The organism is Citrobacter sp. 506, assembly GCF_050434985.1.
Taxonomy (GTDB): Bacteria; Pseudomonadota; Gammaproteobacteria; order Enterobacterales; family Enterobacteriaceae; genus Citrobacter; species Citrobacter braakii.
The window spans coordinates 232,369-255,440 of the sequence record NZ_JBNDJN010000002.1 but is presented as its reverse complement, the minus strand read 5'-3'; the positions used below and the strand labels follow the sequence as shown (position 1 = coordinate 255,440).

At 54.7% G+C, this 23,072-nt stretch carries 23 protein-coding genes; 15 read left to right on the top strand and 8 right to left on the bottom strand.

Annotated features, from left to right (window positions below; all coding sequences use genetic code 11):
• The first annotated feature begins 13 nt into the window (after positions 1–13).
• The 6 genes from nuoI (at position 14) to nuoN (ending at position 6,329) form a co-directional block, all read left to right on the top strand.
• Positions 14–556, top strand: a complete 543-nt coding sequence (gene nuoI / locus ABIE10_RS11235) for an NADH-quinone oxidoreductase subunit NuoI (RefSeq protein ID WP_005129470.1) — start codon at positions 14–16, stop codon at positions 554–556.
• Between the two features lie 11 nt (positions 557–567).
• A complete protein-coding gene (gene nuoJ, locus ABIE10_RS11230) occupies positions 568–1,122 on the top strand; it encodes an NADH-quinone oxidoreductase subunit J (RefSeq protein ID WP_016153833.1) in 555 nt (184 codons plus the stop codon).
• Positions 1,119–1,421: an NADH-quinone oxidoreductase subunit NuoK gene (gene nuoK, locus ABIE10_RS11225; RefSeq protein ID WP_006683663.1), complete on the top strand. Its 303-nt coding sequence runs from the start codon at positions 1,119–1,121 to the stop codon at positions 1,419–1,421. The genes nuoJ and nuoK overlap by 4 nt, the downstream gene beginning before the upstream one ends.
• Positions 1,418–3,259 (top strand): NADH-quinone oxidoreductase subunit L, encoded by a 1,842-nt coding sequence (gene nuoL / locus ABIE10_RS11220; RefSeq protein WP_016153832.1) that lies wholly within the window; start codon positions 1,418–1,420, stop codon positions 3,257–3,259. The genes nuoK and nuoL overlap by 4 nt, the downstream gene beginning before the upstream one ends.
• A 76-nt stretch (positions 3,260–3,335) precedes the next feature.
• Complete coding sequence (gene nuoM / locus ABIE10_RS11215) at positions 3,336–4,865, top strand: NADH-quinone oxidoreductase subunit M (protein WP_016153831.1); 1,530 nt, start codon at positions 3,336–3,338, stop codon at positions 4,863–4,865.
• A gap of 6 nt (positions 4,866–4,871) precedes the next feature.
• Entirely contained in the window at positions 4,872–6,329 is a 1,458-nt protein-coding gene (gene nuoN, locus ABIE10_RS11210) for an NADH-quinone oxidoreductase subunit NuoN (protein WP_016153830.1), read from the top strand.
• 92 nt (positions 6,330–6,421) lie between these two features.
• Here the strand turns inward: nuoN and ABIE10_RS11205 are convergent, their stop codons facing one another.
• Entirely contained in the window at positions 6,422–7,426 is a 1,005-nt protein-coding gene (locus ABIE10_RS11205; RefSeq protein ID WP_016157041.1) for a chemotaxis protein, read from the bottom strand.
• Positions 7,427–7,490: 64 nt separating this feature from the next.
• Positions 7,491–8,408 carry a ribonuclease BN gene (gene rbn / locus ABIE10_RS11200; RefSeq protein WP_016157040.1) on the bottom strand — a complete coding sequence of 306 codons (918 nt, stop codon included), beginning with the start codon at positions 8,406–8,408 and terminating at the stop codon, positions 7,491–7,493.
• A 67-nt stretch (positions 8,409–8,475) separates the two neighbouring features.
• Between rbn and ABIE10_RS11195 the strand changes: the two genes are divergently transcribed.
• The 9 genes from ABIE10_RS11195 to pmrD all read left to right on the top strand — a co-directional run bounded on the left by ABIE10_RS11195 (position 8,476) and on the right by pmrD (position 16,833).
• Positions 8,476–8,937 (top strand): GNAT family N-acetyltransferase, encoded by a 462-nt coding sequence (locus tag ABIE10_RS11195; RefSeq protein WP_016153827.1) that lies wholly within the window; start codon positions 8,476–8,478, stop codon positions 8,935–8,937.
• Positions 8,938–9,000: 63 nt separating this feature from the next.
• The gene (gene elaB / locus ABIE10_RS11190; protein ID WP_003027683.1) at positions 9,001–9,306 is read left to right on the top strand and encodes a stress response protein ElaB; all 306 of its coding nucleotides are present in this window, start codon (positions 9,001–9,003) and stop codon (positions 9,304–9,306) included.
• A 104-nt stretch (positions 9,307–9,410) separates the two neighbouring features.
• Positions 9,411–10,709 carry an isochorismate synthase MenF gene (gene menF, locus ABIE10_RS11185; RefSeq protein ID WP_429155714.1) on the top strand — a complete coding sequence of 433 codons (1,299 nt, stop codon included), beginning with the start codon at positions 9,411–9,413 and terminating at the stop codon, positions 10,707–10,709.
• Positions 10,710–10,793: 84 nt separating this feature from the next.
• Complete coding sequence (menD, locus tag ABIE10_RS11180) at positions 10,794–12,464, top strand: 2-succinyl-5-enolpyruvyl-6-hydroxy-3-cyclohexene-1-carboxylic-acid synthase (RefSeq protein ID WP_016157038.1); 1,671 nt, start codon at positions 10,794–10,796, stop codon at positions 12,462–12,464.
• Positions 12,461–13,219: a 2-succinyl-6-hydroxy-2,4-cyclohexadiene-1-carboxylate synthase gene (gene menH, locus ABIE10_RS11175; RefSeq protein ID WP_429155711.1), complete on the top strand. Its 759-nt coding sequence runs from the start codon at positions 12,461–12,463 to the stop codon at positions 13,217–13,219. The genes menD and menH overlap by 4 nt, the downstream gene beginning before the upstream one ends.
• 14 nt (positions 13,220–13,233) lie before the next feature.
• The gene (gene menB, locus ABIE10_RS11170) at positions 13,234–14,091 is read left to right on the top strand and encodes a 1,4-dihydroxy-2-naphthoyl-CoA synthase (RefSeq protein ID WP_003027671.1); all 858 of its coding nucleotides are present in this window, start codon (positions 13,234–13,236) and stop codon (positions 14,089–14,091) included.
• On the top strand, positions 14,091–15,053 hold the full coding sequence (gene menC / locus ABIE10_RS11165; protein ID WP_279263968.1) for an o-succinylbenzoate synthase: 963 nt from the start codon (positions 14,091–14,093) through the stop codon (positions 15,051–15,053). Before menB ends, menC begins: the two co-directional genes overlap by 1 nt.
• Complete coding sequence (gene menE / locus ABIE10_RS11160) at positions 15,050–16,474, top strand: o-succinylbenzoate--CoA ligase (protein ID WP_286455423.1); 1,425 nt, start codon at positions 15,050–15,052, stop codon at positions 16,472–16,474. The genes menC and menE overlap by 4 nt, the downstream gene beginning before the upstream one ends.
• Positions 16,475–16,569: 95 nt before the next feature.
• The gene (gene pmrD / locus ABIE10_RS11155) at positions 16,570–16,833 is read left to right on the top strand and encodes a signal transduction protein PmrD (protein WP_047416297.1); all 264 of its coding nucleotides are present in this window, start codon (positions 16,570–16,572) and stop codon (positions 16,831–16,833) included.
• A 2-nt stretch (positions 16,834–16,835) separates the two neighbouring features.
• Here pmrD and arnF read toward each other — a convergent pair whose 3' ends face one another.
• The 6 genes from arnF to arnC are packed head-to-tail and all read right to left on the bottom strand — an operon-like array spanning position 16,836 to position 23,070.
• Positions 16,836–17,222, bottom strand: coding sequence for a 4-amino-4-deoxy-L-arabinose-phosphoundecaprenol flippase subunit ArnF (gene arnF, locus ABIE10_RS11150; RefSeq protein ID WP_429155705.1), 387 nt, complete (start codon positions 17,220–17,222; stop codon positions 16,836–16,838).
• Positions 17,222–17,557 (bottom strand): 4-amino-4-deoxy-L-arabinose-phosphoundecaprenol flippase subunit ArnE, encoded by a 336-nt coding sequence (gene arnE, locus ABIE10_RS11145; protein WP_016153819.1) that lies wholly within the window; start codon positions 17,555–17,557, stop codon positions 17,222–17,224. The genes arnF and arnE overlap by 1 nt, the downstream gene beginning before the upstream one ends.
• Complete coding sequence (arnT, locus tag ABIE10_RS11140; RefSeq protein WP_429155701.1) at positions 17,554–19,212, bottom strand: lipid IV(A) 4-amino-4-deoxy-L-arabinosyltransferase; 1,659 nt, start codon at positions 19,210–19,212, stop codon at positions 17,554–17,556. Before arnT ends, arnE begins: the two co-directional genes overlap by 4 nt.
• The gene (gene arnD, locus ABIE10_RS11135) at positions 19,209–20,111 is read right to left on the bottom strand and encodes a 4-deoxy-4-formamido-L-arabinose-phosphoundecaprenol deformylase (RefSeq protein ID WP_429155697.1); all 903 of its coding nucleotides are present in this window, start codon (positions 20,109–20,111) and stop codon (positions 19,209–19,211) included. Before arnD ends, arnT begins: the two co-directional genes overlap by 4 nt.
• The gene (gene arnA, locus ABIE10_RS11130) at positions 20,108–22,090 is read right to left on the bottom strand and encodes a bifunctional UDP-4-amino-4-deoxy-L-arabinose formyltransferase/UDP-glucuronic acid oxidase ArnA (RefSeq protein ID WP_429155695.1); all 1,983 of its coding nucleotides are present in this window, start codon (positions 22,088–22,090) and stop codon (positions 20,108–20,110) included. Before arnA ends, arnD begins: the two co-directional genes overlap by 4 nt.
• A complete protein-coding gene (gene arnC, locus ABIE10_RS11125) occupies positions 22,087–23,070 on the bottom strand; it encodes an undecaprenyl-phosphate 4-deoxy-4-formamido-L-arabinose transferase (RefSeq protein WP_049281478.1) in 984 nt (327 codons plus the stop codon). Before arnC ends, arnA begins: the two co-directional genes overlap by 4 nt.
• Between the last annotated feature and the right edge of the window lie 2 nt (positions 23,071–23,072).

Sequence of the window (23,072 nt, the reverse complement as noted above, 5' to 3'; positions counted from 1 at the left end):
GGACACAAAGACCATGACCTTAAAAGAATTGTTAGTAGGTTTCGGCACCCAGGTACGCAGTATCTGGATGATCGGCCTGCATGCGTTCGCGAAACGCGAAACGCAGATGTACCCGGAAGAGCCGGTCTATCTACCGCCCCGTTTTCGTGGTCGTATCGTTCTGACCCGTGACCCGGACGGCGAAGAGCGCTGCGTTGCCTGTAACCTGTGTGCGGTAGCGTGTCCGGTAGGCTGTATCTCTTTGCAAAAAGCAGAGACCAAAGACGGCCGCTGGTATCCAGAGTTTTTCCGCATTAACTTCTCACGCTGCATTTTCTGCGGCCTGTGCGAAGAAGCCTGTCCGACAACGGCTATTCAGCTGACTCCAGATTTCGAGCTGGGTGAGTACAAGCGCCAGGACCTGGTTTACGAGAAAGAGGATCTGCTGATCTCCGGTCCGGGTAAATACCCGGAATATAACTTCTACCGGATGGCAGGTATGGCAATCGACGGCAAAGATAAGGGCGAAGCAGAGAACGAAGCCAAGCCTATCGACGTCAAGAGCCTGTTACCGTAAGGAGAGGGGCAATGGAGTTCGCTTTTTATATCTGTGGCCTGATAGCCATTCTCGCAACCTTGCGGGTGATCACCCACACCAATCCGGTACACGCACTGCTGTACCTGATTATTTCGCTGCTGGCGATTTCCGGGGTGTTCTTCTCGTTAGGTGCTTACTTCGCGGGGGCGCTGGAAATAATCGTCTACGCGGGCGCCATCATGGTGTTGTTCGTGTTCGTGGTCATGATGCTCAACCTCGGTGGTTCTGAAATTGAACAGGAACGCCAGTGGCTGAAACCGCAGGTGTGGATTGGACCGGCGATTCTGTCGGCCATCATGCTGGCGGTTATTGTTTATGCCATTCTGGGTGTTAACGATCAGGGCATCGACGGGACGCCAATTAGCGCGAAAGCTGTCGGTATTTCCCTGTTCGGACCGTATGTACTGGCGGTCGAGCTGGCTTCGATGCTGCTGCTGGCAGGTCTGGTTGTGGCCTTCCACGTAGGGCGCGAAGAGCGTTCTGGTGAAGTGCTGAGCAATCGCACCGATGACCGCGCGAAAAGAAAAACGGAGGAGCACGCATGATCCCCTTACAACATGGACTGATCCTCGCGGCTGTCTTATTCGTACTGGGCTTAACCGGTCTGGTTATCCGCCGCAATCTGCTGTTTATGCTGATCGGGCTGGAAATCATGATTAACGCCTCCGCGCTGGCCTTCGTGGTCGCCGGAAGCTACTGGGGCCAGACCGATGGTCAGGTGATGTATATTCTCGCCATCAGCCTTGCGGCTGCGGAAGCGAGCATTGGACTTGCGCTGTTGCTGCAACTTCATCGCCGTCGCCAGAACCTGAACATCGATTCAGTAAGTGAGATGCGTGGATGAACATGCTTGCCTTAACCATTATTCTGCCATTTATTGGCTTTGTATTACTGGCGTTCTCTCGCGGTCGTTGGTCAGAAAATCTGTCCGCGACCGTGGGCGTCGGGTCGATTGGCCTGGCGGCGCTGGTGACCGCGTTTGTTGGCGTTGACTTCTTTGCTAATGGTCAACAGGCCTACAGCCAGCCGCTGTGGACGTGGATGTCTGTCGGTGACTTCAATATCGGTTTTAACCTGGTGCTGGACGGCCTGTCGCTGACCATGCTCAGTGTGGTGACCGGTGTGGGTTTCCTGATCCACATGTTCGCCTCCTGGTATATGCGCGGTGAAGAGGGATACTCCCGTTTCTTCGCCTACACCAACCTGTTTATCGCCAGCATGGTGGTTCTGGTACTGGCGGATAACCTGCTGCTGATGTACCTCGGCTGGGAAGGCGTGGGCCTGTGCTCCTATCTGCTGATCGGTTTCTATTACACCGATCCGAAGAATGGCGCTGCGGCAATGAAAGCCTTCGTCGTGACCCGTGTGGGTGACGTGTTCCTCGCCTTCGCATTGTTTATCCTCTACAACGAGCTGGGCACGCTGAACTTCCGCGAAATGGTGGAACTGGCACCTGCTCACTTTGCAGATGGTAACAACATGCTGATGTGGGCAACCCTGATGCTGCTGGGCGGTGCGGTGGGTAAATCCGCGCAGCTGCCGTTGCAGACATGGCTTGCTGACGCGATGGCAGGTCCGACGCCTGTCTCCGCGTTGATCCACGCCGCGACGATGGTTACCGCCGGTGTCTATCTGATTGCACGTACCCACGGCCTGTTCCTGATGACGCCGGAAATCCTGCATCTGGTGGGGATTATCGGGGCTATCACTCTGGTACTGGCTGGTTTTGCCGCGCTGGTACAGACCGACATTAAACGCGTTCTCGCATACTCCACCATGAGCCAGATTGGTTATATGTTCCTGGCTCTCGGGGTTCAGGCGTGGGACGCGGCGATTTTCCACCTGATGACGCACGCGTTCTTTAAAGCGCTGCTGTTCCTGGCATCCGGCTCGGTTATCCTGGCCTGTCACCACGAACAGAACATCTTCAAGATGGGCGGCCTGCGTAAGTCCATTCCGCTGGTGTATCTCTGCTTCCTGATCGGTGGCGCGGCGCTGTCGGCTCTGCCGCTGATTACCGCAGGCTTCTTCAGTAAGGATGAGATTCTGGCCGGTGCGATGGCGAACGGTCATATTAATCTGATGGTTGCAGGTCTGGTCGGTGCGTTCATGACCTCTCTGTACACCTTCCGTATGATTTTCATCGTGTTCCACGGTAAAGAGCAAATTCACGCTCACGCAGGGAAGGGGATTACACATCATCTGCCGCTGATTGTGCTGATGATCCTGTCCACCTTCGTTGGGGCACTGATTGTGCCACCGCTGCAGGGTGTACTGCCTGCGACGACCGAGCTTGAGCATGGTCGCGTGATGACCCTGGAAATTACCTCCGGTATCGTCGCGATTGCAGGCATTCTGATCGCTGCATGGCTGTGGCTGGGTAAACGTACTCTGGTGACGTCGATTGCCAACAGTGCGCCAGGCCGTCTGCTGGGTACCTGGTGGTATAACGCCTGGGGCTTCGACTGGCTGTACGACAAAGTGTTCGTCAAGCCGTTCCTGGGCGTTGCATGGCTGCTGAAACGCGATCCGCTGAACGCAATGATGAACATTCCGGCGATCCTTTCCCGCTTTGCAGGTAAAGGCCTGTTGTTAAGCGAGAACGGCTATCTGCGTTGGTATGTAGCATCAATGAGCATCGGTGCCGTCGTTGTGCTGGCTCTGTTGATGGTACTGCGTTGATCGTAAAGTGAATTTTATCCAAATTCGTTGAAAATCAGGCCTCTATTAGGGGCCTTAAAAAGGAATAAAAATCGCCATGTTACTACCCTGGCTAATATTGATTCCCTTTATCGGTGGCTTCCTGTGCTGGCAGACCGAACGCTTTGGCGTGAAGGTGCCGCGTTGGATCGCGCTGATTACCATGGGACTGACGCTGGCGCTTGGCCTGCAACTTTGGTTGCAGGGCGGCTATTCACTGACGCAATCCACTGGCATTCCGCAGTGGCAGTCTGAGTTTGTCCTGCCGTGGATCCCACGCTTTGGCATCTCGATTCATCTTGCTATCGACGGTCTGTCGCTGCTGATGGTGGTGCTGACCGGCCTGCTCGGTGTTCTGGCGGTACTTTGCTCCTGGAATGAAATCGAAAAATACCAGGGCTTTTTCCACCTGAACCTGATGTGGATCTTAGGCGGCGTAATCGGCGTGTTCCTTGCCATCGACATGTTCCTGTTCTTCTTCTTCTGGGAAATGATGCTGGTGCCGATGTACTTCCTGATCGCGCTTTGGGGGCATAAAGCCTCTGACGGTAAAACGCGTATCACGGCAGCAACCAAGTTCTTCATTTATACCCAGGCGAGTGGTCTGGTGATGTTGATTGCCATCCTGGCGCTGGTGTTTGTGCACTACAAAGCGACCGGCGTGTGGACTTTCAACTATGAAGAATTGCTGAATACTCCGATGTCCCACGGCGTGGAATACCTGCTGATGCTGGGCTTCTTCATCGCTTTCGCGGTGAAAATGCCGGTGGTTCCGCTGCACGGCTGGTTGCCGGATGCTCACTCCCAGGCACCGACCGCAGGTTCCGTTGACCTGGCAGGTATCTTGCTGAAAACCGCAGCCTACGGTCTGCTGCGCTTCTCCCTGCCGCTGTTCCCGAATGCGTCAGCGGAGTTTGCACCTATCGCAATGTGGCTTGGCGTCATCGGCATCTTCTACGGCGCGTGGATGGCCTTTAATCAGTACGACATCAAACGTCTGATTGCTTACACCTCCGTATCCCACATGGGCTTCGTACTGATTGCTATCTACACCGGCAGCCAGTTGGCATACCAGGGTGCGGTGATTCAGATGATCGCGCACGGCCTGTCCGCAGCCGGTCTGTTCATCCTGTGTGGTCAGCTGTACGAACGTCTGCACACGCGTGATATGCGTATGATGGGCGGCCTGTGGGGCAAAATGAAATGGTTGCCTGCGCTGTCAATGTTCTTTGCAGTGTGTACGCTGGGTATGCCGGGTACAGGTAACTTCGTTGGCGAATTTATGATTCTGTTCGGCAGCTACCAGGTGGTTCCGGTTATTACCGTGATCTCGACATTTGGTCTGGTGTTTGCTTCTGTTTACTCGCTGGCGATGCTGCATCGCGCTTACTTTGGTAAGGCGAAGAGCCAGATTGCCAGTGTTGAACTGCCAGGGATGTCGCTGCGTGAGCTGTTTATCATCCTGTTGCTGGTCGTGCTTCTGGTACTGCTTGGCTTCTATCCGCAGCCGATTCTGGATACCTCGCATTCTGCGATGAGCAACATCCAGCAGTGGTTTGTTAATTCCGTTACTACTACAAGGCCGTAAATCGCCATGACAATAACTCCACAACACCTGATTGCGCTGCTACCGCTGCTGATCGTCGGCTTGACGGTGGTGGTTGTGATGCTCTCCATTGCGTGGCGACGCAATCACTTCCTCAATGCCACGCTGTCGGTCATTGGGCTTAACGCCGCACTGGTTTCGCTCTGGTTTGTTGGCCAGGCGGGCGCTATGGACGTCACCCCGCTGATGCGGGTTGACGGTTTCGCCATGCTCTACACAGGGCTGGTGCTGCTGGCGAGTCTTGCCACCTGTACCTTCGCTTACCCGTGGCTGGAAGGCTACGACGACAACCGGGAAGAGTTCTATCTGCTGGTGCTGATTGCCGCGCTCGGCGGTATTCTGCTGGCTAACGCTAACCATCTGGCGGCGCTGTTCCTTGGTATTGAGCTTATCTCTCTGCCGCTGTTTGGTCTGGTTGGCTATGCGTTCCGTCAGAAACGTTCGCTGGAAGCCAGTATCAAATACACCATTCTGTCTGCCGCAGCGTCTTCCTTCCTGCTGTTTGGTATGGCGCTGGTGTACGCGCAGTCTGGCAACCTGTCGTTTGTCGCGCTCGGTAAGAGCCTCGGCGACGGTATGCTGCAAGAACCGCTGCTGCTGGCGGGCTTCGGTCTGATGATTGTTGGCCTCGGCTTTAAACTCTCACTGGTTCCATTCCACCTGTGGACGCCAGACGTATACCAGGGCGCTCCGGCTCCGGTTTCCACCTTCCTGGCGACGGCGAGCAAAATCGCTATCTTCGGCGTGGTGATGCGTCTGTTCCTGTACGCACCGGTAGGTGATAGCGAAGCGGTACGGATCGTGCTGGGTGTGATTGCCTTTGCTTCTATTATCTTCGGTAACCTGATGGCGCTGAGCCAGACCAACATCAAACGTCTGCTTGGTTACTCTTCTATCTCTCACCTCGGTTACCTGCTGGTGGCGCTGATTGCCCTGCAGAGCGGCGAGATGTCGATGGAAGCGGTTGGCGTTTACCTGGCCGGTTATCTGTTCAGCAGCCTCGGTGCGTTCGGTGTGGTCAGTCTGATGTCCAGCCCGTACCGCGGCCCGGATGCAGACTCTCTGTTCTCCTACCGTGGTCTGTTCTGGCATCGTCCAATCCTCGCGGCGGTGATGACGGTGATGATGCTGTCTCTGGCGGGTATTCCGATGACGCTGGGCTTTATCGGTAAGTTCTACGTACTGGCGGTGGGTGTGCAGGCTAATCTGTGGTGGCTGGTTGCCGCCGTGGTGGTGGGTTCCGCGATTGGTTTGTACTACTACCTGCGCGTTGCCGTGAGCCTGTACCTGAGCGCACCGCAGCAGCTAAATCGTGATGCGCCGTCCAACTGGCAGTACAGCGCGGGCGGTATTGTGGTGCTGATTTCTGCCCTGCTGGTACTGGTGCTGGGTATCTACCCGCAACCGTTGATCAGCATCGTGCAGTTAGCGGCTCCGCTGATGTAATTCATCATGCTGTGATCGAAAAAGAGTCTGGACAATGTCCAGACTCTTTTTTTTACCTGTCTATACTCGTCATACTTCAAGTTGCTGGGGTGTCAGGCCGAAAGTTGACGGCTCACCAGCGGGCCGCTGATGCCTTTCGCTGTGCGATCCATCACTTCCTGAATTACTGAAGACAGCTCATTGACTTCGAATTTGGCCACGTAACCATCTGCTTTCACTCGGCGTACGTGATCTTCATTAGCGCTACCGGAAAGTGAGGAGTGGATAACGACCGGGATCTTCTTCAGGCGTTCGTCGGTTTTTATCTTACGGGTAAGCGTAAAACCGTCCATCTCCGGCATTTCCAGATCGGTGAGCACCAGCGCAATCTTCTCGCTGATTGGTTTACCTTCCGCTTCTGCTTCTTCAGATAGCTGTTGTATCTTTTCCCACGCATCCTGGCCCGTCACATGCATCAAGTGTGGGATCTCCATGGCGTTAAGCCCTTTTTCCAGCATCGCGCGAGCCACTTTGGAATCATCAGCCACAATCGCCACCGCACCCGGCGTAATGTTGAACTTATTGGTTTTCAGCTCTGTTGCGCGCAGGTCGTGGTTCGACGGTACGATGTCGTACAGGATCTGTTCGACATCGAGCACCAGCGCCAGATTGTTAGTCTCTTTGTTGTCGTCCAGACAGGCGATACTGGTAATGTAGCGACCATTGACGGCTTTTTCGGCGGTATGCACCTGTTGCCAGTCCAGACGCATAATGTTTTCTACCGACTCCACCGCAAACGCCTGAACGCTGCGGGCATATTCCGTGATCAACAGGATGTTGAGTCCGGTCTCTGGCTTACAGCCCGCGACGGCAGGCAGATCAATCACCGGGATCACCTGATCGCGAATGTTAACCATACCCAGCAACGGGGCTTTCATACCTGCGGGACGCGTAAAGGTCGGCATCGGTACGATTTCACGCAGTTTGAATACGTTGATGCCAAACAGTTCTGATTTCTGCTCCTCGACGGATTTGCCAAGGCGAAACAGCAGCAGTTCAAAACGGTTAGACAGGGTTAGGTTTGTCCTGTCATCAATATCTTTCTGGAAATTGTTCATCCTGTCCTCAGTGTGAAAGCCAGCCTTTCCACTGTTATCGGCACTGAGGCGGAAAAATGGAGCATTAAACGGTGAAAATGGCGAAATCGTGAGCCAGTTCAGTGTCTGGAAATATCGCTTTGCACTCTTCGAGTAACCGCTGACAACCTTTTTCATCGTAGCGTGAGCTAACGTGGGTCATGATCAGGCGTCCCACTCCGGCCTCAAGCGCCAGCTGGGCGGCTTGTCGGGTCGAGCTGTGACCGCGGCTGTTGGCTTTTTCCTCCATTGAGGAGTCCAGTGTGGTTTCATGTACCATCACATCCACACCGCGTGCCAGTTCAATGGCGGACGCGCAAGGTCCTGTGTCGCCGAAAATAGCCACAGATTTTCCTCTGGTGGCAGGGCCGAGAAAATCGGCGCCGTTAATCGCTCGACCATCCTCCAGCACGATGGTTTTCCCGGCTTTCAAATCCTGGAACCACGGGCCCGCTTTAACACCAGCCGCCTTCAAGGCGCTGGCGTCAAGTGCCCCCGGTTTGTCGTGCTCTTCAACACGAAAACCGTAGCACTCCAGCGGATGCTCCAGCGGGTACGCCGTTACTTTACGCAGGCCGTCATCGACAATTTCACCCGCGGTGATTTCGACAATATCCAGCGGATAATCGGTCCAGGAGCCGCTCAAACGCAAAGCCGTTTCGGTAAACTCTCGCAATCCCTTTGGTCCGTAAAGCGTCAGTGGCTGGACGTTCCCGGCCATTGAGCGACTGCACAGCAGCCCCGGTAAACCAAACAGGTGATCGCCGTGTAGATGGCTGATAAAAATACGCTCGAGTTTTCCAGGGTTAAATGGTGTGGTCAGCATCTGATGCTGCGTTCCTTCACCACAATCGAAAAGCCACAGCCCCGCCTGAGTCGGGTGTTGCAGATTCAGTAAAATTGCCGTTACATTGCGTGAGCGCGTGGGGACTCCCGCAGACGTGCCTAAAAATAGTAATTCCATCTTCGCGTTACACTTTTCGCCATCAATAAGGCAGGGTGTTCAGGTTATCACAACAAAGGGGCAGACTATGATTCACTGGCAAGATCTCCACCATGCAAAGCTCAATACACAGCAGCTGTACGCCATTCTTGAGCTTCGCTGTGCGGTATTTGTTGTTGAGCAACGGTGTCCGTATCAGGATGTGGATGGTGATGACCTCAGTGGTGAAAACCGGCACATTCTGGGTTGGCATAACGATGAACTGGTGGCGTATGCGAGGATTCTGAAAAGCGATGATGAGCTTGAGCCGGTCGTCATAGGGCGGGTGATCGTAAGCGAAGCGCTGCGGGGTGAAAAATTGGGGCAACAGCTAATGACTCAGACGCTGGCCTCCTGTACGCAGCATTGGCCGCACAAGGCGCTGTATCTGGGGGCGCAGGCACATTTGCAATCATTCTATGCGCGCTTTGGCTTTGTGCCGGTCACGGATATCTATGACGAAGACGGTATTCCACACGTCGGAATGGCGCGGGAAGCACATCAGGCGTAAACAGGCGCAAACACGCCTGATTGTCTATAGTTAGCGGGTACGTCAATAGAAAGGGAGAATAAAATGTCTTTTCATTCTTATGAATCACGTATCGATGACGATCTGGAATTATTGAGTGAAACGCTGGAGGAGGTGCTGCGTTCTTCCGGCGATCCAGCCGATCAAAAATACCTTGAGTTAAAAGCGCGGGCAGAGCGGGCGTTAGAAGAGGTGAGAAATCGCGTCAGCCACGCCTCTGACAGCTACTATTACCGCGCGAAGAAAGCCGTTTGCCGGGCGGATGATTATGTGCATGAAAAACCCTGGCGCGGAATCGGCGTTGGTGCCACGGTCGGTTTAGTGATGGGATTATTGTTAGCACGGCGATAAATTCCATTCCGTCAGCGCATTTGTACGTACTCCCTAACTGGGGGTACTGCTTTTTCTGCTCAGTACCCCGTATAATGTGAGGTTTTTAACAGGGAGAGGTCCGCGTGCATTCAATCACTACTGCGCTGGAAAGTCTGATGCGTCATTTGTCGCAAGAGATACCAGCAGCACCTGGAATTCGTATTTACGATATCCCTTTCCCACTGAATGATGCGTTTGACGCTTTAGGATGGCTGGCCAGTCAACCTGTCTGGCCCCAGTTTTACTGGCAACAGCGTAATGGCGATGAAGAAGCCGCCGTACTGGGCGCTGTTGCCACATTTTCCTCGCTCGAATTAGCCCAGCATTTTTTACACCAGCATGATGATAATCCTGACCTGCGTATCTGGGGCCTGAATGCCTTTGAGCCTCAGCGCGGCCATTTGTTATTGCCACGGCTGGAGTGGCGACGTTGCGCCGGGGTGGCGAGCTTACGCTTACATCTCTTTAGCGACGTGTCGCTGCGTGAAGACGCCGCGCAGGCGGTGGCGTTTATCTCATCGCTCGCTAACGTAAAGCCGCTGCCCGCATTGCGTCTGCGTTTGACGGGAGAACAGAACTGGCCGGATAAAACTGGCTGGATAGACCTGATAAAGCTCGCCACGCAAACGATCAATGGGGAACAGCTCGATAAGGTCGTGCTGGCGCGGGCGACCGATTTACAGTTTTCTCAGTCGGTTAACGCCGCGGCCGTGATGGCTTCCAGTCGTCGTCTAAACCTGAACTGCTACCATTTCTTTATGGCGTTCTCCGCAAAGTGTGCGTTTCTTGGTTCTTCCCCTGAACGTTTGTATCGGCGGCGTGACACGGCGCTGCGCACCGAGGCGCTGGCGGGAACCGTTGCCAACCACCCTGAGGATCATCGGGCCTGGCAGTTGGGGGAATGGCTAATGAAAGATGATAAAAACCAGCGCGAGAATATGCTGGTGGTCGAAGATATTTGCCAGCGTCTGCAAGGCTGTACGCAAACTCTTGATGTGCTGCCGCCGCAGGTGCTCAGACTGCGCAAAGTGCAGCACCTGCGCCGCTGTATCTGGACGGAACTGAATCAGGCTGATGATACGCTTTGTCTGATGCAGCTCCAGCCCACGGCGGCAGTCGCAGGTATTCCGCGTGAGCTGGCGCGTGAATTTATCCAACATAATGAACCGTTTGAACGCGAGTGGTATGCCGGTTCTGCGGGTTACCTTGCTCTGCGCCAAAGCGAGTTTTGCGTGTCATTACGGTCGGCGAAAATTAGTGAAAATGTGGTACGCCTGTATGCCGGGGCAGGGATCGTGCGTGGTTCAGATCCTGAACAGGAATGGCAAGAAATAGACAATAAAGCGGCAGGACTGCGCACTTTATTACAGATGGAAGGGTAATGAGTTGTATATTACCGACTCATATCAAAAATCCATTTATTCGATTCTTTATACTGTGTCGCAATATTGATACCGGACAATCTCATGTCAGTAAGCGCATTTAACCGACGCTGGGCGGCGGTCATTCTGGAAGCACTCACTCGCCACGGCGTCAGGCATGTCTGCATTGCCCCTGGCTCTCGTTCTACACCGTTGACTCTGGCGGCTGCGGAAAACCCCGCTTTTATTCACCATACTCATTTTGATGAGCGTGGCCTTGGGCATCTGGCCTTAGGTCTGGCAAAAGTCAGCCGGCAGCCTGTCGCTGTGATTGTGACGTCCGGTACGGCGGTGGCAAATTTGTATCCCGCGTTGATTGAAGCGGGCCTGACCGGTGAAAAGCTGATTCTACTCACGGCTGACAGACCTCCAGAGCTTATCGACTGCGGCGCTAACCAGGCGATTCGTCAGGCCGGAATGTTTGCCTCGCATCCATCGCAAACGCTCTCTTTACCGCGCCCGACTCAGAACATTCCGGCTAGTTGGCTGGTATCCACCATTGATAACGCCTTAGCTGCGCTGCATAGCGGGGCGGTTCATATCAATTGCCCATTTGCAGAACCGCTGTATGGCGACATGGACGAAACGGGGATTGACTGGCAGCAGCGCCTTGGCGACTGGTGGCAGGATGATAAACCCTGGCTGCGTGAGTCGCGTCGGCTGGAAAGCGACAAACAGCGTGACTGGTTTTTCTGGCGACAAAAACGCGGCGTTGTTGTTGCAGGCCGCATGAGCGCGGAAGAGGGCAAAAAGGTTGCGCAGTGGGCGCAGATGCTAGGCTGGCCGCTGATTGGCGATGTTCTGTCACAAACCGGACAACCTTTGCCGTGCGCCGACCTGTGGCTGGGGAATGCGAAAGCGGTCACTGAATTACAGCAGGCGCAGATTGTGGTGCAGCTTGGCAGTAGCCTGACCGGAAAACGGCTCCTGCAATGGCAGGCCAGCTGTGATCCGCAGGAATACTGGATTGTCGATAATATCGAAGGCCGCCTCGATCCGGCTCACCATCGTGGGCGCAGACTGGTAGCGACGGTTGGCGACTGGTTGGAGCTGCATCCGGCGGAGAAACGTCAGCCCTGGTGCGTAGAGATCCCACGCCTGGCGCAACTGGCCTGGCAGGCGGTAGAAGCCCGTCGCGACGCGTTTGGTGAAGCGCAATTAGCCCACCGTATCCGCGAATACTTGCCGGAGCAGGGGCAACTGTTCGTGGGCAACAGTCTGGTGGTGCGCCTGATTGATGCGCTGTCGCAGCTTCCGGCGGGTTACCCGGTCTATAGCAACCGTGGCGCGAGCGGCATTGACGGCCTGCTGTCAACGGCAGCTGGCGTACAGCGCGCCAGCGCGAAATCGACGCTGGCTATCGTCGGCGATTTATCTGCGCTGTATGACCTCAATGCGCTGGCGTTATTGCGCCAGGTTTCCGCGCCGTTTGTCCTGATAGTGGTCAATAATAACGGCGGGCAAATTTTTTCCCTGTTGCCGACGCCAGCAAGCGAACGCGAACGGTTCTACCTGATGCCGCAGAACGTGCATTTTGAGCATGCTGCCGCCATGTTTAACCTTAAATACCAGCGCCCGGAAAATTGGGAGCAACTGGAGAGCGCGCTGACTAACGCCTGGCGTACTCCGGCGGCAACGGTGATTGAGCTGGTAGTAAACGAAACTGATGGGGCGCAAACCCTGCAGCAACTGCTGGCGCAGGTAAGCCATCTATGATCCTGCACGCGCAGGCGAAAGTGGGCCAGACGGGATTTCCCTGGCTGGTTTTCCTGCACGGTTTTTCCGGTGATTGTCGGGGATGGCAGACGGTTGGCGAAGCGTTTAAGAATTATTCGCGGCTGTATATCGACCTGCCGGGACACGGTGGCTCCGCTGACATCAGCGTGAGCGGATTCGACGACGTAAGCGCTTTGCTGCGTAACACGCTGCTTAGTTACAACATACTTAAATACTGGTTGGTAGGTTACTCTCTTGGCGGCAGAGTCGCGATGATGGCGGCTTGTCAGGAGATGCCAGGACTGTGCGGTCTGGTGGTTGAAGGTGGACATCCAGGCTTGCAAAGTGAGGAGGCGCGCGTTCAGCGTCGCCTCTCTGATGGTCGCTGGGCTGCGCGTTTTCGCGCTGAGCCGTTGTGCGAGGTGTTTATTGACTGGTATCAACAGCCGGTTTTTTCCTCGCTGAATGCGGCGCAAAGAGAAGCGCTGGTCGCACTGCGTAGCCAGAATAACGGGCATACGCTGGCAGCGATGCTGGAGGCCACCTCGCTAGCCGTACAACCTGATTTACGTGCGCAACTCACTACGCGCACATTTCCGTTTTATTATTTATGTGGTGAACGTGACGATAAATTCCGCGCTCTGGCGGCGGAAATATCCGTACCAAGCCATGTGATTCGTAATGCCGGACACAACGCGCATCGGGACAATCCCGCTGGCGTGGTGGACTGTCTGGCTCAGATTCTGCATCGCTGACTATAGGACATTTTATGATCTATCCTGATGAAACAATGCTTTACGCACCGGTAGAATGGCACGATTGCTCTGAAGGCTACACCGACATTCTCTACGAGAAATCCACCGACGGTATCGCAAAAATCACCATTAATCGTCCGCAGGTACGCAATGCCTTCCGTCCGGTCACCGTGAAAGAGATGATCCAGGCGCTGGCGGATGCTCGCTATGATGACAACATTGGCGTGATTATTCTGACCGGTGCTGGCGACAAAGCGTTCTGCGCAGGTGGCGATCAGAAAGTGCGCGGTGACTACGGCGGATACCAGGATGATTCCGGTGTGCATCACCTGAACGTACTGGACTTCCAGCGCCAGATTCGTACCTGTCCGAAGCCGGTAGTGGCGATGGTTGCAGGCTTTTCCATCGGTGGCGGCCATGTGCTGCACATGATGTGTGACCTGACCATTGCGGCTGAAAACGCCATCTTCGGCCAGACCGGTCCGAAAGTTGGTTCCTTCGATGGCGGCTGGGGTGCCTCTTACATGGCGCGTATTGTCGGTCAGAAAAAAGCGCGTGAAATCTGGTTCCTGTGCCGTCAGTACGATGCGAAGCAAGCGCTGGATATGGGCCTGGTAAACACCGTGGTTCCGCTGGCCGATCTGGAAAAAGAGACCGTACGCTGGTGTCGTGAAATGCTGCAAAACAGCCCGATGGCGTTGCGCTGCCTGAAAGCTGCACTGAACGCCGACTGCGATGGTCAGGCTGGTCTGCAAGAGCTGGCGGGTAACGCCACCATGCTGTTCTACATGACGGAAGAAGGTCAGGAAGGCCGTAACGCCTTTAACCAGAAACGTCAGCCGGATTTCAGCAAATTTAAACGGAATCCGTAATGCGTAGCGCGCAGGTATACCGCTGGCAGATCCCCATGGACGCGGGGGTGATTCTGCGCGACAGGCGGTTAAAAACGCGTGACGGGCTGTACGTTCGCCTTTGTGACGGCGAGCGCGAAGGGTGGGGAGAGATCTCCCCACTGCCGGGCTTCAGTCAGGAGAGCTGGGAAGAGGCGCAAACCGAGCTGCTGGCATGGGTCAATGGCTGGTTACAGGGAGATTCTTCCTTACCGCAGCTGCCTTCGGTCGCCTTTGGCGCAAGCTGTGCACTGGCCGAACTGGCTGGCGTATTGCCAGAAGACGCAGACTACCGTGCAGCACCGCTGTGTACGGGCGATCCTGATGATCTGGTACTGCAACTGGCGGACATGCCGGGTGAAAAAGTAGCGAAGATCAAGGTCGGACTGTATGAAGCGGTTCGCGACGGTATGGTCGCCAACCTGCTGCTTGAGGCTATCCCGGAGCTGCATTTGCGACTTGACGCCAACCGAGCCTGGACGCCGTTGAAAGCCCAGCAGTTCGCGAAGTACGTTAATCCAGAGTACCGCGGGCGCATTGCTTTTCTCGAAGAGCCATGCAAAACCCGCGATGACTCTCGTGCTTTTGCGCGTGAAACCGGCATTGCCATTGCCTGGGATGAAAGCCTGCGTGAAGCGGATTTCCTCTTCGAAGCCGAAGAGGGCGTCAAGGCAGTGGTTATCAAACCTACGCTGACGGGCAGTCTCGATAAAGTGCGCGAACAGGTGGCAGGGGCGCATGCGCTTGGTCTCACCGCTGTTATTAGTTCGTCGATCGAGTCGAGCCTGGGCTTAACCCAACTGGCGCGAATTGCCGCCTGGCTGACGCCGCAGACCATTCCGGGGCTGGATACCCTGAGCCTGATGCAGTGCCAGCAGGTACGCACCTGGCCGGGTAGCGCATTGCCGTGTATCGATGTTGATGCGCTGGAACGCCTGCTATGACCCAGCGGGAAATGCCCGATAGCGTAAGCATATCGGGCCTGGTACAACCCGATGACTGGCCGTGGCGTCACTGGCGACAGGTTCGTGCAGAGGTGCCTGCTCTACGCCTCAACGATGAAGTATTAAGCTGGAGCGAGCTCTGCACGCGCGTTGACCATCTGGCCAGCGGTTTTGCCGCTCAGGGCGTGGAAGAGGGCGATGGCGTCCTGCTTCGCGCCTGGAATCATCCACGTGCTTTGCTGGCCTGGCTGGCATTGCTGCAATGTGGGGCGCGGGTTTTACCTGTGAACCCACAGCTGCCTCAATCGCTGCTTGACGCGCTGGTCCCGGGCTTAACGCTGCGTTTTGCGCTGGATCTTGAGGCAGCTAATGTTCTCGCGGGACTCCATCCGTTGCAGATGCAGGCAGTACCAGGCAAGCATGCCGCCGCGTGGTTACCCCAGCGTTTGAGCACGATGACGTTAACCTCAGGTTCTACCGGATTGCCAAAGGCGGCGGTGCATACCTGTCAGGCTCATCTGGCAAGCGCGCAGGGCGTGCTGTCATTAATGCCGTTTGACGCTGAAGATGATTGGCTGCTCTCGCTGCCGCTGTTTCATGTTTCCGGCCAGGGTATTTTGTGGCGTTGGTTGTTTGCCGGGGCACGAATGACCGTGCGCGACAAGCAACCATTGGAACAAATGCTGGCTGGATGCACTCATGCTTCGCTGGTGCCCACGCAGTTGTGGCGCCTGCTGGTCAACAAAACGGCGGTAACGCTCAAAGCAGTGCTCCTGGGTGGCGCGGCAATTCCTGTTGAATTGACGGAACAGGCGCGCGAGCAAAGGATTCGCTGCTGGTGCGGTTACGGTTTAACGGAGTTTGCTTCTACGGTCTGTGCGAAAGAAGCGGATGGCCTGGCGGATGTGGGGTCGCCCCTGGCAGGCAGAGAAGTCAGAATCGTTGATGGTGAAGTCTGGCTGCGTGCCGCCAGCATGGCGCAAGGTTACTGGCGTAACGGGCAGCTGATTCCTTTAGTAAACGCGGAAGGCTGGTTTGCCACCCGCGATCGCGGGGTGTTGAAGGACGGCAAGTTAACCATTGTCGGTCGGATGGACAATCTGTTCTTTAGCGGCGGGGAAGGCATACAGCCGGAAGAGGTGGAACGCGTGATTGCTGCGCATCCGCATGTTCTGCAAGCCTTCATTGTGCCGATAGAAGACAAAGAGTTTGGTCATCGCCCGGTGGCGGTCGTTGAGTATGACACCAATGCGGGTGACACCAATCTGGCAGAGTGGGTGAAAGATAAGCTGGCCCGCTTTCAGCAACCGGTATGCTGGCTGACATTGCCACCCGAACTAAAATCCGGAGGGATTAAAATCTCTCGTCGTGCGCTGTCAGATTGGGTAAGTGCTTCATTCTTAAAATTAAGCAAACAGTAATTACATTTCTCACTTTCGCTATTGAGTCGCTATTGTCATTTTGTTTATCTGCTAATGTGTAACCTGTTGTGAAATTTTTTAACAAAAGGTGCGCTATGGAATGGCATGTGAAGAAGTCTTGCTGTCACAAAAAAGCAGGCAGGCTCTATATCGTACTTTGTGATGGCGGCGGTTCGCTAAAAATGCTGGCTGAGGCGCACTCTTCCGAGTGGGTTAAGCCAGGAGACCTCCTTTCACCGCTGAAAGATGCACTGTATTGCATTAATCGCGATACCTCACGGTTAATCAAAATAATTGATGCCAGACAGTACACGTGCGAGGAATGGGAACGCCTGTTACGACTGTCTGAAGATAAATAATCTCAGGGTTGGCGCTGGTGTGAATGTAAAAAAATCGTCAGTAGCCCTGCCATGATGCACAGCACTCCGGCGAGCGCTTTCGCTGAAAATATTCCCTGCCAGCCGGGCAGGATCATTGATGCAACCCACACCAGTACATAGCTCAGGCTGAGCAGGGCATACGCTTTGCTCAGTGCGAGCTGGTGCAGCGCTTTATGCCAGCAAATCACCGACAGTAAATACCCTGCCAGTCCGGCATACAAAGCAAATGCGCCGACGCTAAGAGAGAATACTGCGGAAATGAATTGCTGCGGCTGCAGCATTGGCGGCAGATTATCCATCGCAAAGCCAAGACTCAACTGGGCGGCTGAAGTGATAATAACGCTGCATAATCCCCAAAAGATGCCCATTACACCGCGCTCCCAAGAATAAAGATGCCGGTGATGATTAACCCCACTCCCAGCCAGTGGCGCGGGGTGACGGGTTCGCGCCAGATTTTCCAGGCAGCCAGAGTCACCCATACAAAATTAAGACTCAGCATGGGGTAGGCGATGCCGACCGGAATGTTCTGCAGCACCGCCAGCCATAGCAGCATGGCCAGACCGAGACTTGCCAGAGCAAGCCCAATCCATAGCGTAATGTGGCGTTTTCGCGCTCGAACGGGAACGGGTCGCGACGCCTGCTTCTGACATAACTGACCGCAGACGCTGAGCAGGCTGGCGAGAACTAAGGCTATCCAGATCATTTCGGCCGATACTGAATCAGGACCAGACGCCCCTGATTATCGATATAGTCAGCGGGAGGGATAGCAAGTCGATTAATATCTTCATCCTTATCAATTGTGAGCACGAGCGTAATGTTTCCTTGCTGACGATGTTGCGCTAACCACTCGGCAAAGTTCCCCCGACCGACAAAACGCCCCTGGGCATCCGGGTAGTTAAGGCCATATTTTAACTCGCCCGTTTGTCCGTACATTATGATGTCGTCACGCTTCAGGCTCCAGGCCAGCCCCGCGGCGACGCCAACGCTGTCGGTGAGAATATAACGGCTCGACTCCAGCGACTCTTTGGTCATCTCGACAAAAAATTGTGGCTGTTTAGATTCCATCACCCGGTCAGGAATGGAGAAGCCAAACAACAGTGCCAGTCCTAATGGACACAGCGCTGCGAACGTCCAGTTCTTCTCGCGGTTATTTAGCGTATACCAGCCAAAGAGCGTCCAGATGATAAAAATGCCCCACGCACAAAACACTTTATACGTTTCGATATGCGACCAGACCGGCGTCTTTAATGGACCCAGTGTAGAAACAATAAACGTGGCGACAATGCCGGTTACACCGAACAGAACGTTGATCCAGCCATTCACGCGCAGCGCGGTTGCGCCTTTTTGCGCGGCCTGCAGGCCGAAACGCGCCGTCAATATTGCCAGCGGCGCGAAGCAGGAAAGAATATAGGTCGGCAGTTTTCCTTTCGCGATGCTGAAAAACAGGATTGGCATGATAATCCAGCTTAACAGGTACAGTGCGCTGCGCGGAACATCCCGTTCACGCCAGCCCGTACGCAGCGCGCCGGGGAGCAGCCCGAGCCACGGTAATGCGCCAGCCACCAATACCGGAATGTAGTACCAGACGGGGGCCTTATGTTGGGCATCCTCCTGCGCGAAGCGTTGAATATGCTCGACCCAGAAGAAGTAATGCCAGAAATCCGGCTCACGCCGGGCAATCGCTATTCCCCAAGGCAGCACAGTCACGATGCAACCGACTACTGCCAGCAGACCGTAGATAATGAGATCTTTCCAGCGCTTTTGTACGAAAACCCACGGCAGTACGCTGAGCACAGGAACGGCGAGTGCCAGGAAACCCTTGGTCATCACGCCCATGCCGCAGGTTAACCCTAACAGCAGAAAGGCGGTAATTTTGCGCGTTCTGCTGGTGGCTTGCATCCCCTCCCAAAAGCAGCACATGCCCGCCATTAGCCAGAGCGCAATGATGGGATCAAGTACCGCGTAGGTGCCGATGCTGTAAACCGAAAAAAACGTTAAAAAGATAACCGAAGAGAGTACGGCGGTGCGCTTATCCCGCCACAACCGCATGGCTAGCCAGGCTACCATTAGCGCCGTCAGCAAAGTGGCAAAGATGGCTCCTGCTCTGACGCCGAAATTATTGGTGCCAAACAGCCATTGCCCGATGCTGTTTAACCAGTATCCGGCAATCGGTTTTTCAAAATATCGCAGCCCTAAAAAGTGCGGAACGATCCCGTCGCCAGAGGTCAGCATTTCCCGACTGATTTCGGCATAGCGCGTTTCATCAGGCTGCCACAGCAGGCGACTGTTGATGGGGAGAATAAAATACAGCGCAATAAAAGCGATAAATGCCAGGGTGTAGCGGACAGTAGATTTCATCTTGCCATACTCACCGGTTGTTGGCGGCCGACCCATCCCTCTCTGCCGGGTATTTTGCCACGCACGATCTGCCCTGTTGGCAGCGAACTGACATCGTCCGGTAACAGGTCGCCGAGCGGGCAAAATGTTATCCCCATGTCTTCGGCGCGAGTAAGCAGCTCGTCAAAATTCTGCTGAAAGGCGATGCCTTCAACTTCCGCATGAATGGTATACACCGGTGTTCCTCTGCTCATCTGGATGTGGGAGAGAATGTAAGCGTTGAAGTCCACCGCCTGGACTTCCTGACCAACCACTTCATCCCAGGTGGGTAGCGTGACGGGAATTTGCGGCGTACCTGTTTTCCCGGACGTCAGCACCGGACGGAATAACGACGTTCCCCGACAGTCGCTGTTATAACGCAGATGGAACGTTTCTTTGGCGTGGACGACGCGATCGTCGGCACGCCATCCGGCAACGGCAGAACAAGTGACGGGTTGTCCGATAAGAGTTTCAAGGGCCGTGATGCCTCGTGAAATATCATCAATCAGCTGTTTGTCATTCCAGTTTCCGCTTCGCGCCTGCCAGGCATGGTGATCCCAGGCATGCAGACCGGTTTCATGAAGCAGGGCGGTTTGCGCAATGATCGCCGCGTTGGCCTGGCCGATCTCTTTTCCCGGCCAGGCGGTTCCCGCCAGCAATATATCCCATCCGTAAAGTGATGCGGCGTTTGAGCGCAGCATCTTCCACAGAAATTGTGGTTTCACAAGACGCCAGAGGTGGCGTCCCATGTTGTCCGGTCCAACGCTAAAGAAAAAACTTGCCCGCACGTTATGTCGGTTCAATGTCTCCAGCAGGCGGGGGACGCCTTCGCGCGTCCCCCTGAAAGTATCGACATCTATGCGCAAGCCGACTTGGGTCATGATGTGTGTTCCGTGATATTCACACTGCGTAAGAAGAAGTCCAGCGTCTCTTCTACCGTTTCCTGCATCTCAATGGTGGGCTCCCAGTTCAGGCAGCGTTTCGCATTGCGGATGTTGGGCTTACGATGTTCAACGTCTTGATAACCTTTACCATAGTAGCTGCTGCTTTCGACGTCACGGAAACCAGCAAACGGCGGGAAGTGGTTACGCAATGGATGTTTTTCAAAGCAGGTAAGCAGCATTTCTGCCAGTTCCTGAATACTCGCTTCGTTCTGCGGATTACCGATGTTGATAATCTCACCGTCGCAGCGTCCGCCTTCGTTTTCAATGATGCGGTACAGGGCTTCGATACCATCCCGAATGTCGGTAAAGCAGCGTTTTTGCTTGCCGCCTTCAATCAGCTTAATCGGTGAACCTTCCACCAGATTGAGGATCAGTTGGGTAATGGCGCGTGAGCTGCCGATACGCGCGGCGTTAAGGCTGTCCAGACGCGGCCCCATCCAGTTAAACGGGCGGAACAGGGTGAAGCGCAATCCCTCTTTTTCGCCGTACGCCCAGATTACGCGGTCCAACAACTGCTTGGAAACGGAGTAGATCCAGCGTGGTTTATTCACCGGACCGACGATCAGATTCGAGCTGTCCTCATCGAAGACTTTGTCGGTACACATGCCGTAGACTTCGGACGTTGACGGGAAAATGATGCGCTTACGGTATTTCACGCAGTAGCGAATGATTTTCAGGTTCTCTTCAAAATCGAGCTCAAATACGCGCAGCGGGTTGCGGGTATATTCGATTGGCGTTGCGATCGCCACCAGCGGCAGCACTACGTCGCATTTTTTAACATGGTATTCAATCCATTCGGAGTGAATGCTGATGTCGCCTTCGACGAAGTGGAATCGCGGATGCTGCAGAAAACGTCCAATGGCGTCACTGCCAATATCGAGCCCATACACTTCGTAATGATCTTCTTGCAGCAGGCGTTCGGTCAGATGGTTACCAATGAAGCCATTAACGCCGAGGATCAGCACACGGGTACGGCATTTGCTGGTGGCAACCGACTGGCTGTTCAGGCGAGAACCTGGTACCAGGCCCAAAACCTGCGCCAGTTGTGACCCTTGCATTGCAATACCATCGCCAGCTTGTCCGGTAATAATTTCCAGGGTGCCATCGCCACAGGCGATCAGCAAAGGAGAAACGGAGATGACGGTACCCGGTTGGGCCGCTGAGTTATTTACGCAAACGCGCGATGACCAGACGGTGAACTTTTGTGTGCCGACATAGCTATATGCGCCCGGCCACGGATCGCTAACGGCGCGGACCTGGTTATGCAACTCCGCGGCAGGTGTGTTCCAGTCGAGGAAGCTATCTTCCGGTGTACGGCGACCAAAACTGGTAGCATCTGCTTCCTGTTGGGGGCGTTCTGCATAATCCCCGGTTTTAATCGCGGGCAGTGCCTGTTCCAGCAGGTGACGCGCAGCCTGGCACAATTTATGGTGCAGCGTTAACGCCACGTCATCCGGCGAAATAGCGACGCGCTGCTGGGCAATAATGGCGCCAGCATCCGCGCGTTTGACCATGCGGTGAAGCGTGACGCCGGTTTCGGTTTCGCCATTGATCAATACCCAGTTCAGCGGCGCGCGACCACGGTATTTCGGCAGCAACGAACCGTGCAGATTAAAAGCCCCCGCAGGCGCAAGACTGAGGATCTCATCGCTCAGTAAATGACGATAGTAGAACGAGAAGATAACATCCGGCGCCAGTTGGCTAATGCGTTCAATCCACAAGGGATGATTGACCTCGTCCGGGGCGTAAACCGGAATTCCGGCGCTGGCGGCAAGGCGGGAAACCGATCCAAAAAATGCTTTTTCGCCCGGATTATCAGTGTGCGTAAAAATGGCAGCGATTTCATAACCGGCATCCAACAAAGCCTGGACACCCTGACATCCCATATCGTGATAGGCAAATACGATGGCTTTCATGCGCGGTTTTCCTCGGTTGGCTGCGTGGTTTGTGGGCGGATAACGTGTTGAACAAAATAGCGGGGGCGGGCGCGGACATCGTTATAGATGCGACCGATATATTCGCCGAGTAAACCCATGCCAATAAATTGTGCGCCGATAAAGGTAAACAGGACGGCAAACAGCATGAATACCCCTTCCGCGGCCCACTGTGGACCGAGCGTCAGACGCAGAACCACAAGCAGGATAGACAAGGTAAAGCCAGTGGCGGCGATTACGCTGCCCAACAGGCTCAACATACGAAGTGGCGTTGTGGTCAGACAGGTCACCAGGTCATACATCAGGTTGATCAGACGCATAAAGCTGTATTTGGAGTCACCAAATTCTCGCTCTGCATGGTGTACCGGGATTTCCGTAGCGCGCCGGGCAAAAATGTTGGCCAGAATCGGGATAAAGGTACTGCGCTCCTGGCAATGCAGCATGGCATCGACGATGTGGCGGCGATAAGCGCGTAACATGCAACCGTAGTCGCCCATCGCTTTACCGGTAGTGCGCTGAATCAGATGGTTAATCATTCGCGATGCGGTCTTACGAAATACGCTGTCCTGACGGTTCTGACGTACCGTGCCGACCACATCGAAGCCTTCATCTGCGGTGGCGACCAGCCGTGGGATCTCCTCTGGCGGGTTTTGCAAATCGGCATCCAGTGTGATGATCACGTCGCCGGTGACATGACTGAAACCGGCCATAATCGCCGAGTGTTGCCCGTAATTGCGATTCAATAAAATAGAAACAATGTGGCTGTTCGGTGCCTGGGAAGCGTCCATCATCAGCTGTGCGGAATGGTCGCTGCTGCCGTCATCAATTAGCAGAATTTCATAGTCTTTGCCCAATTTTTCGCAGGCAGCGCTGGTGCGTCTGATTAACTCCGGCAAACTTTCCTGTTCATTAAAAACGGGAATGACCACCGAGACTTTTTTGATCGGTGCTGCTTCAAACATGG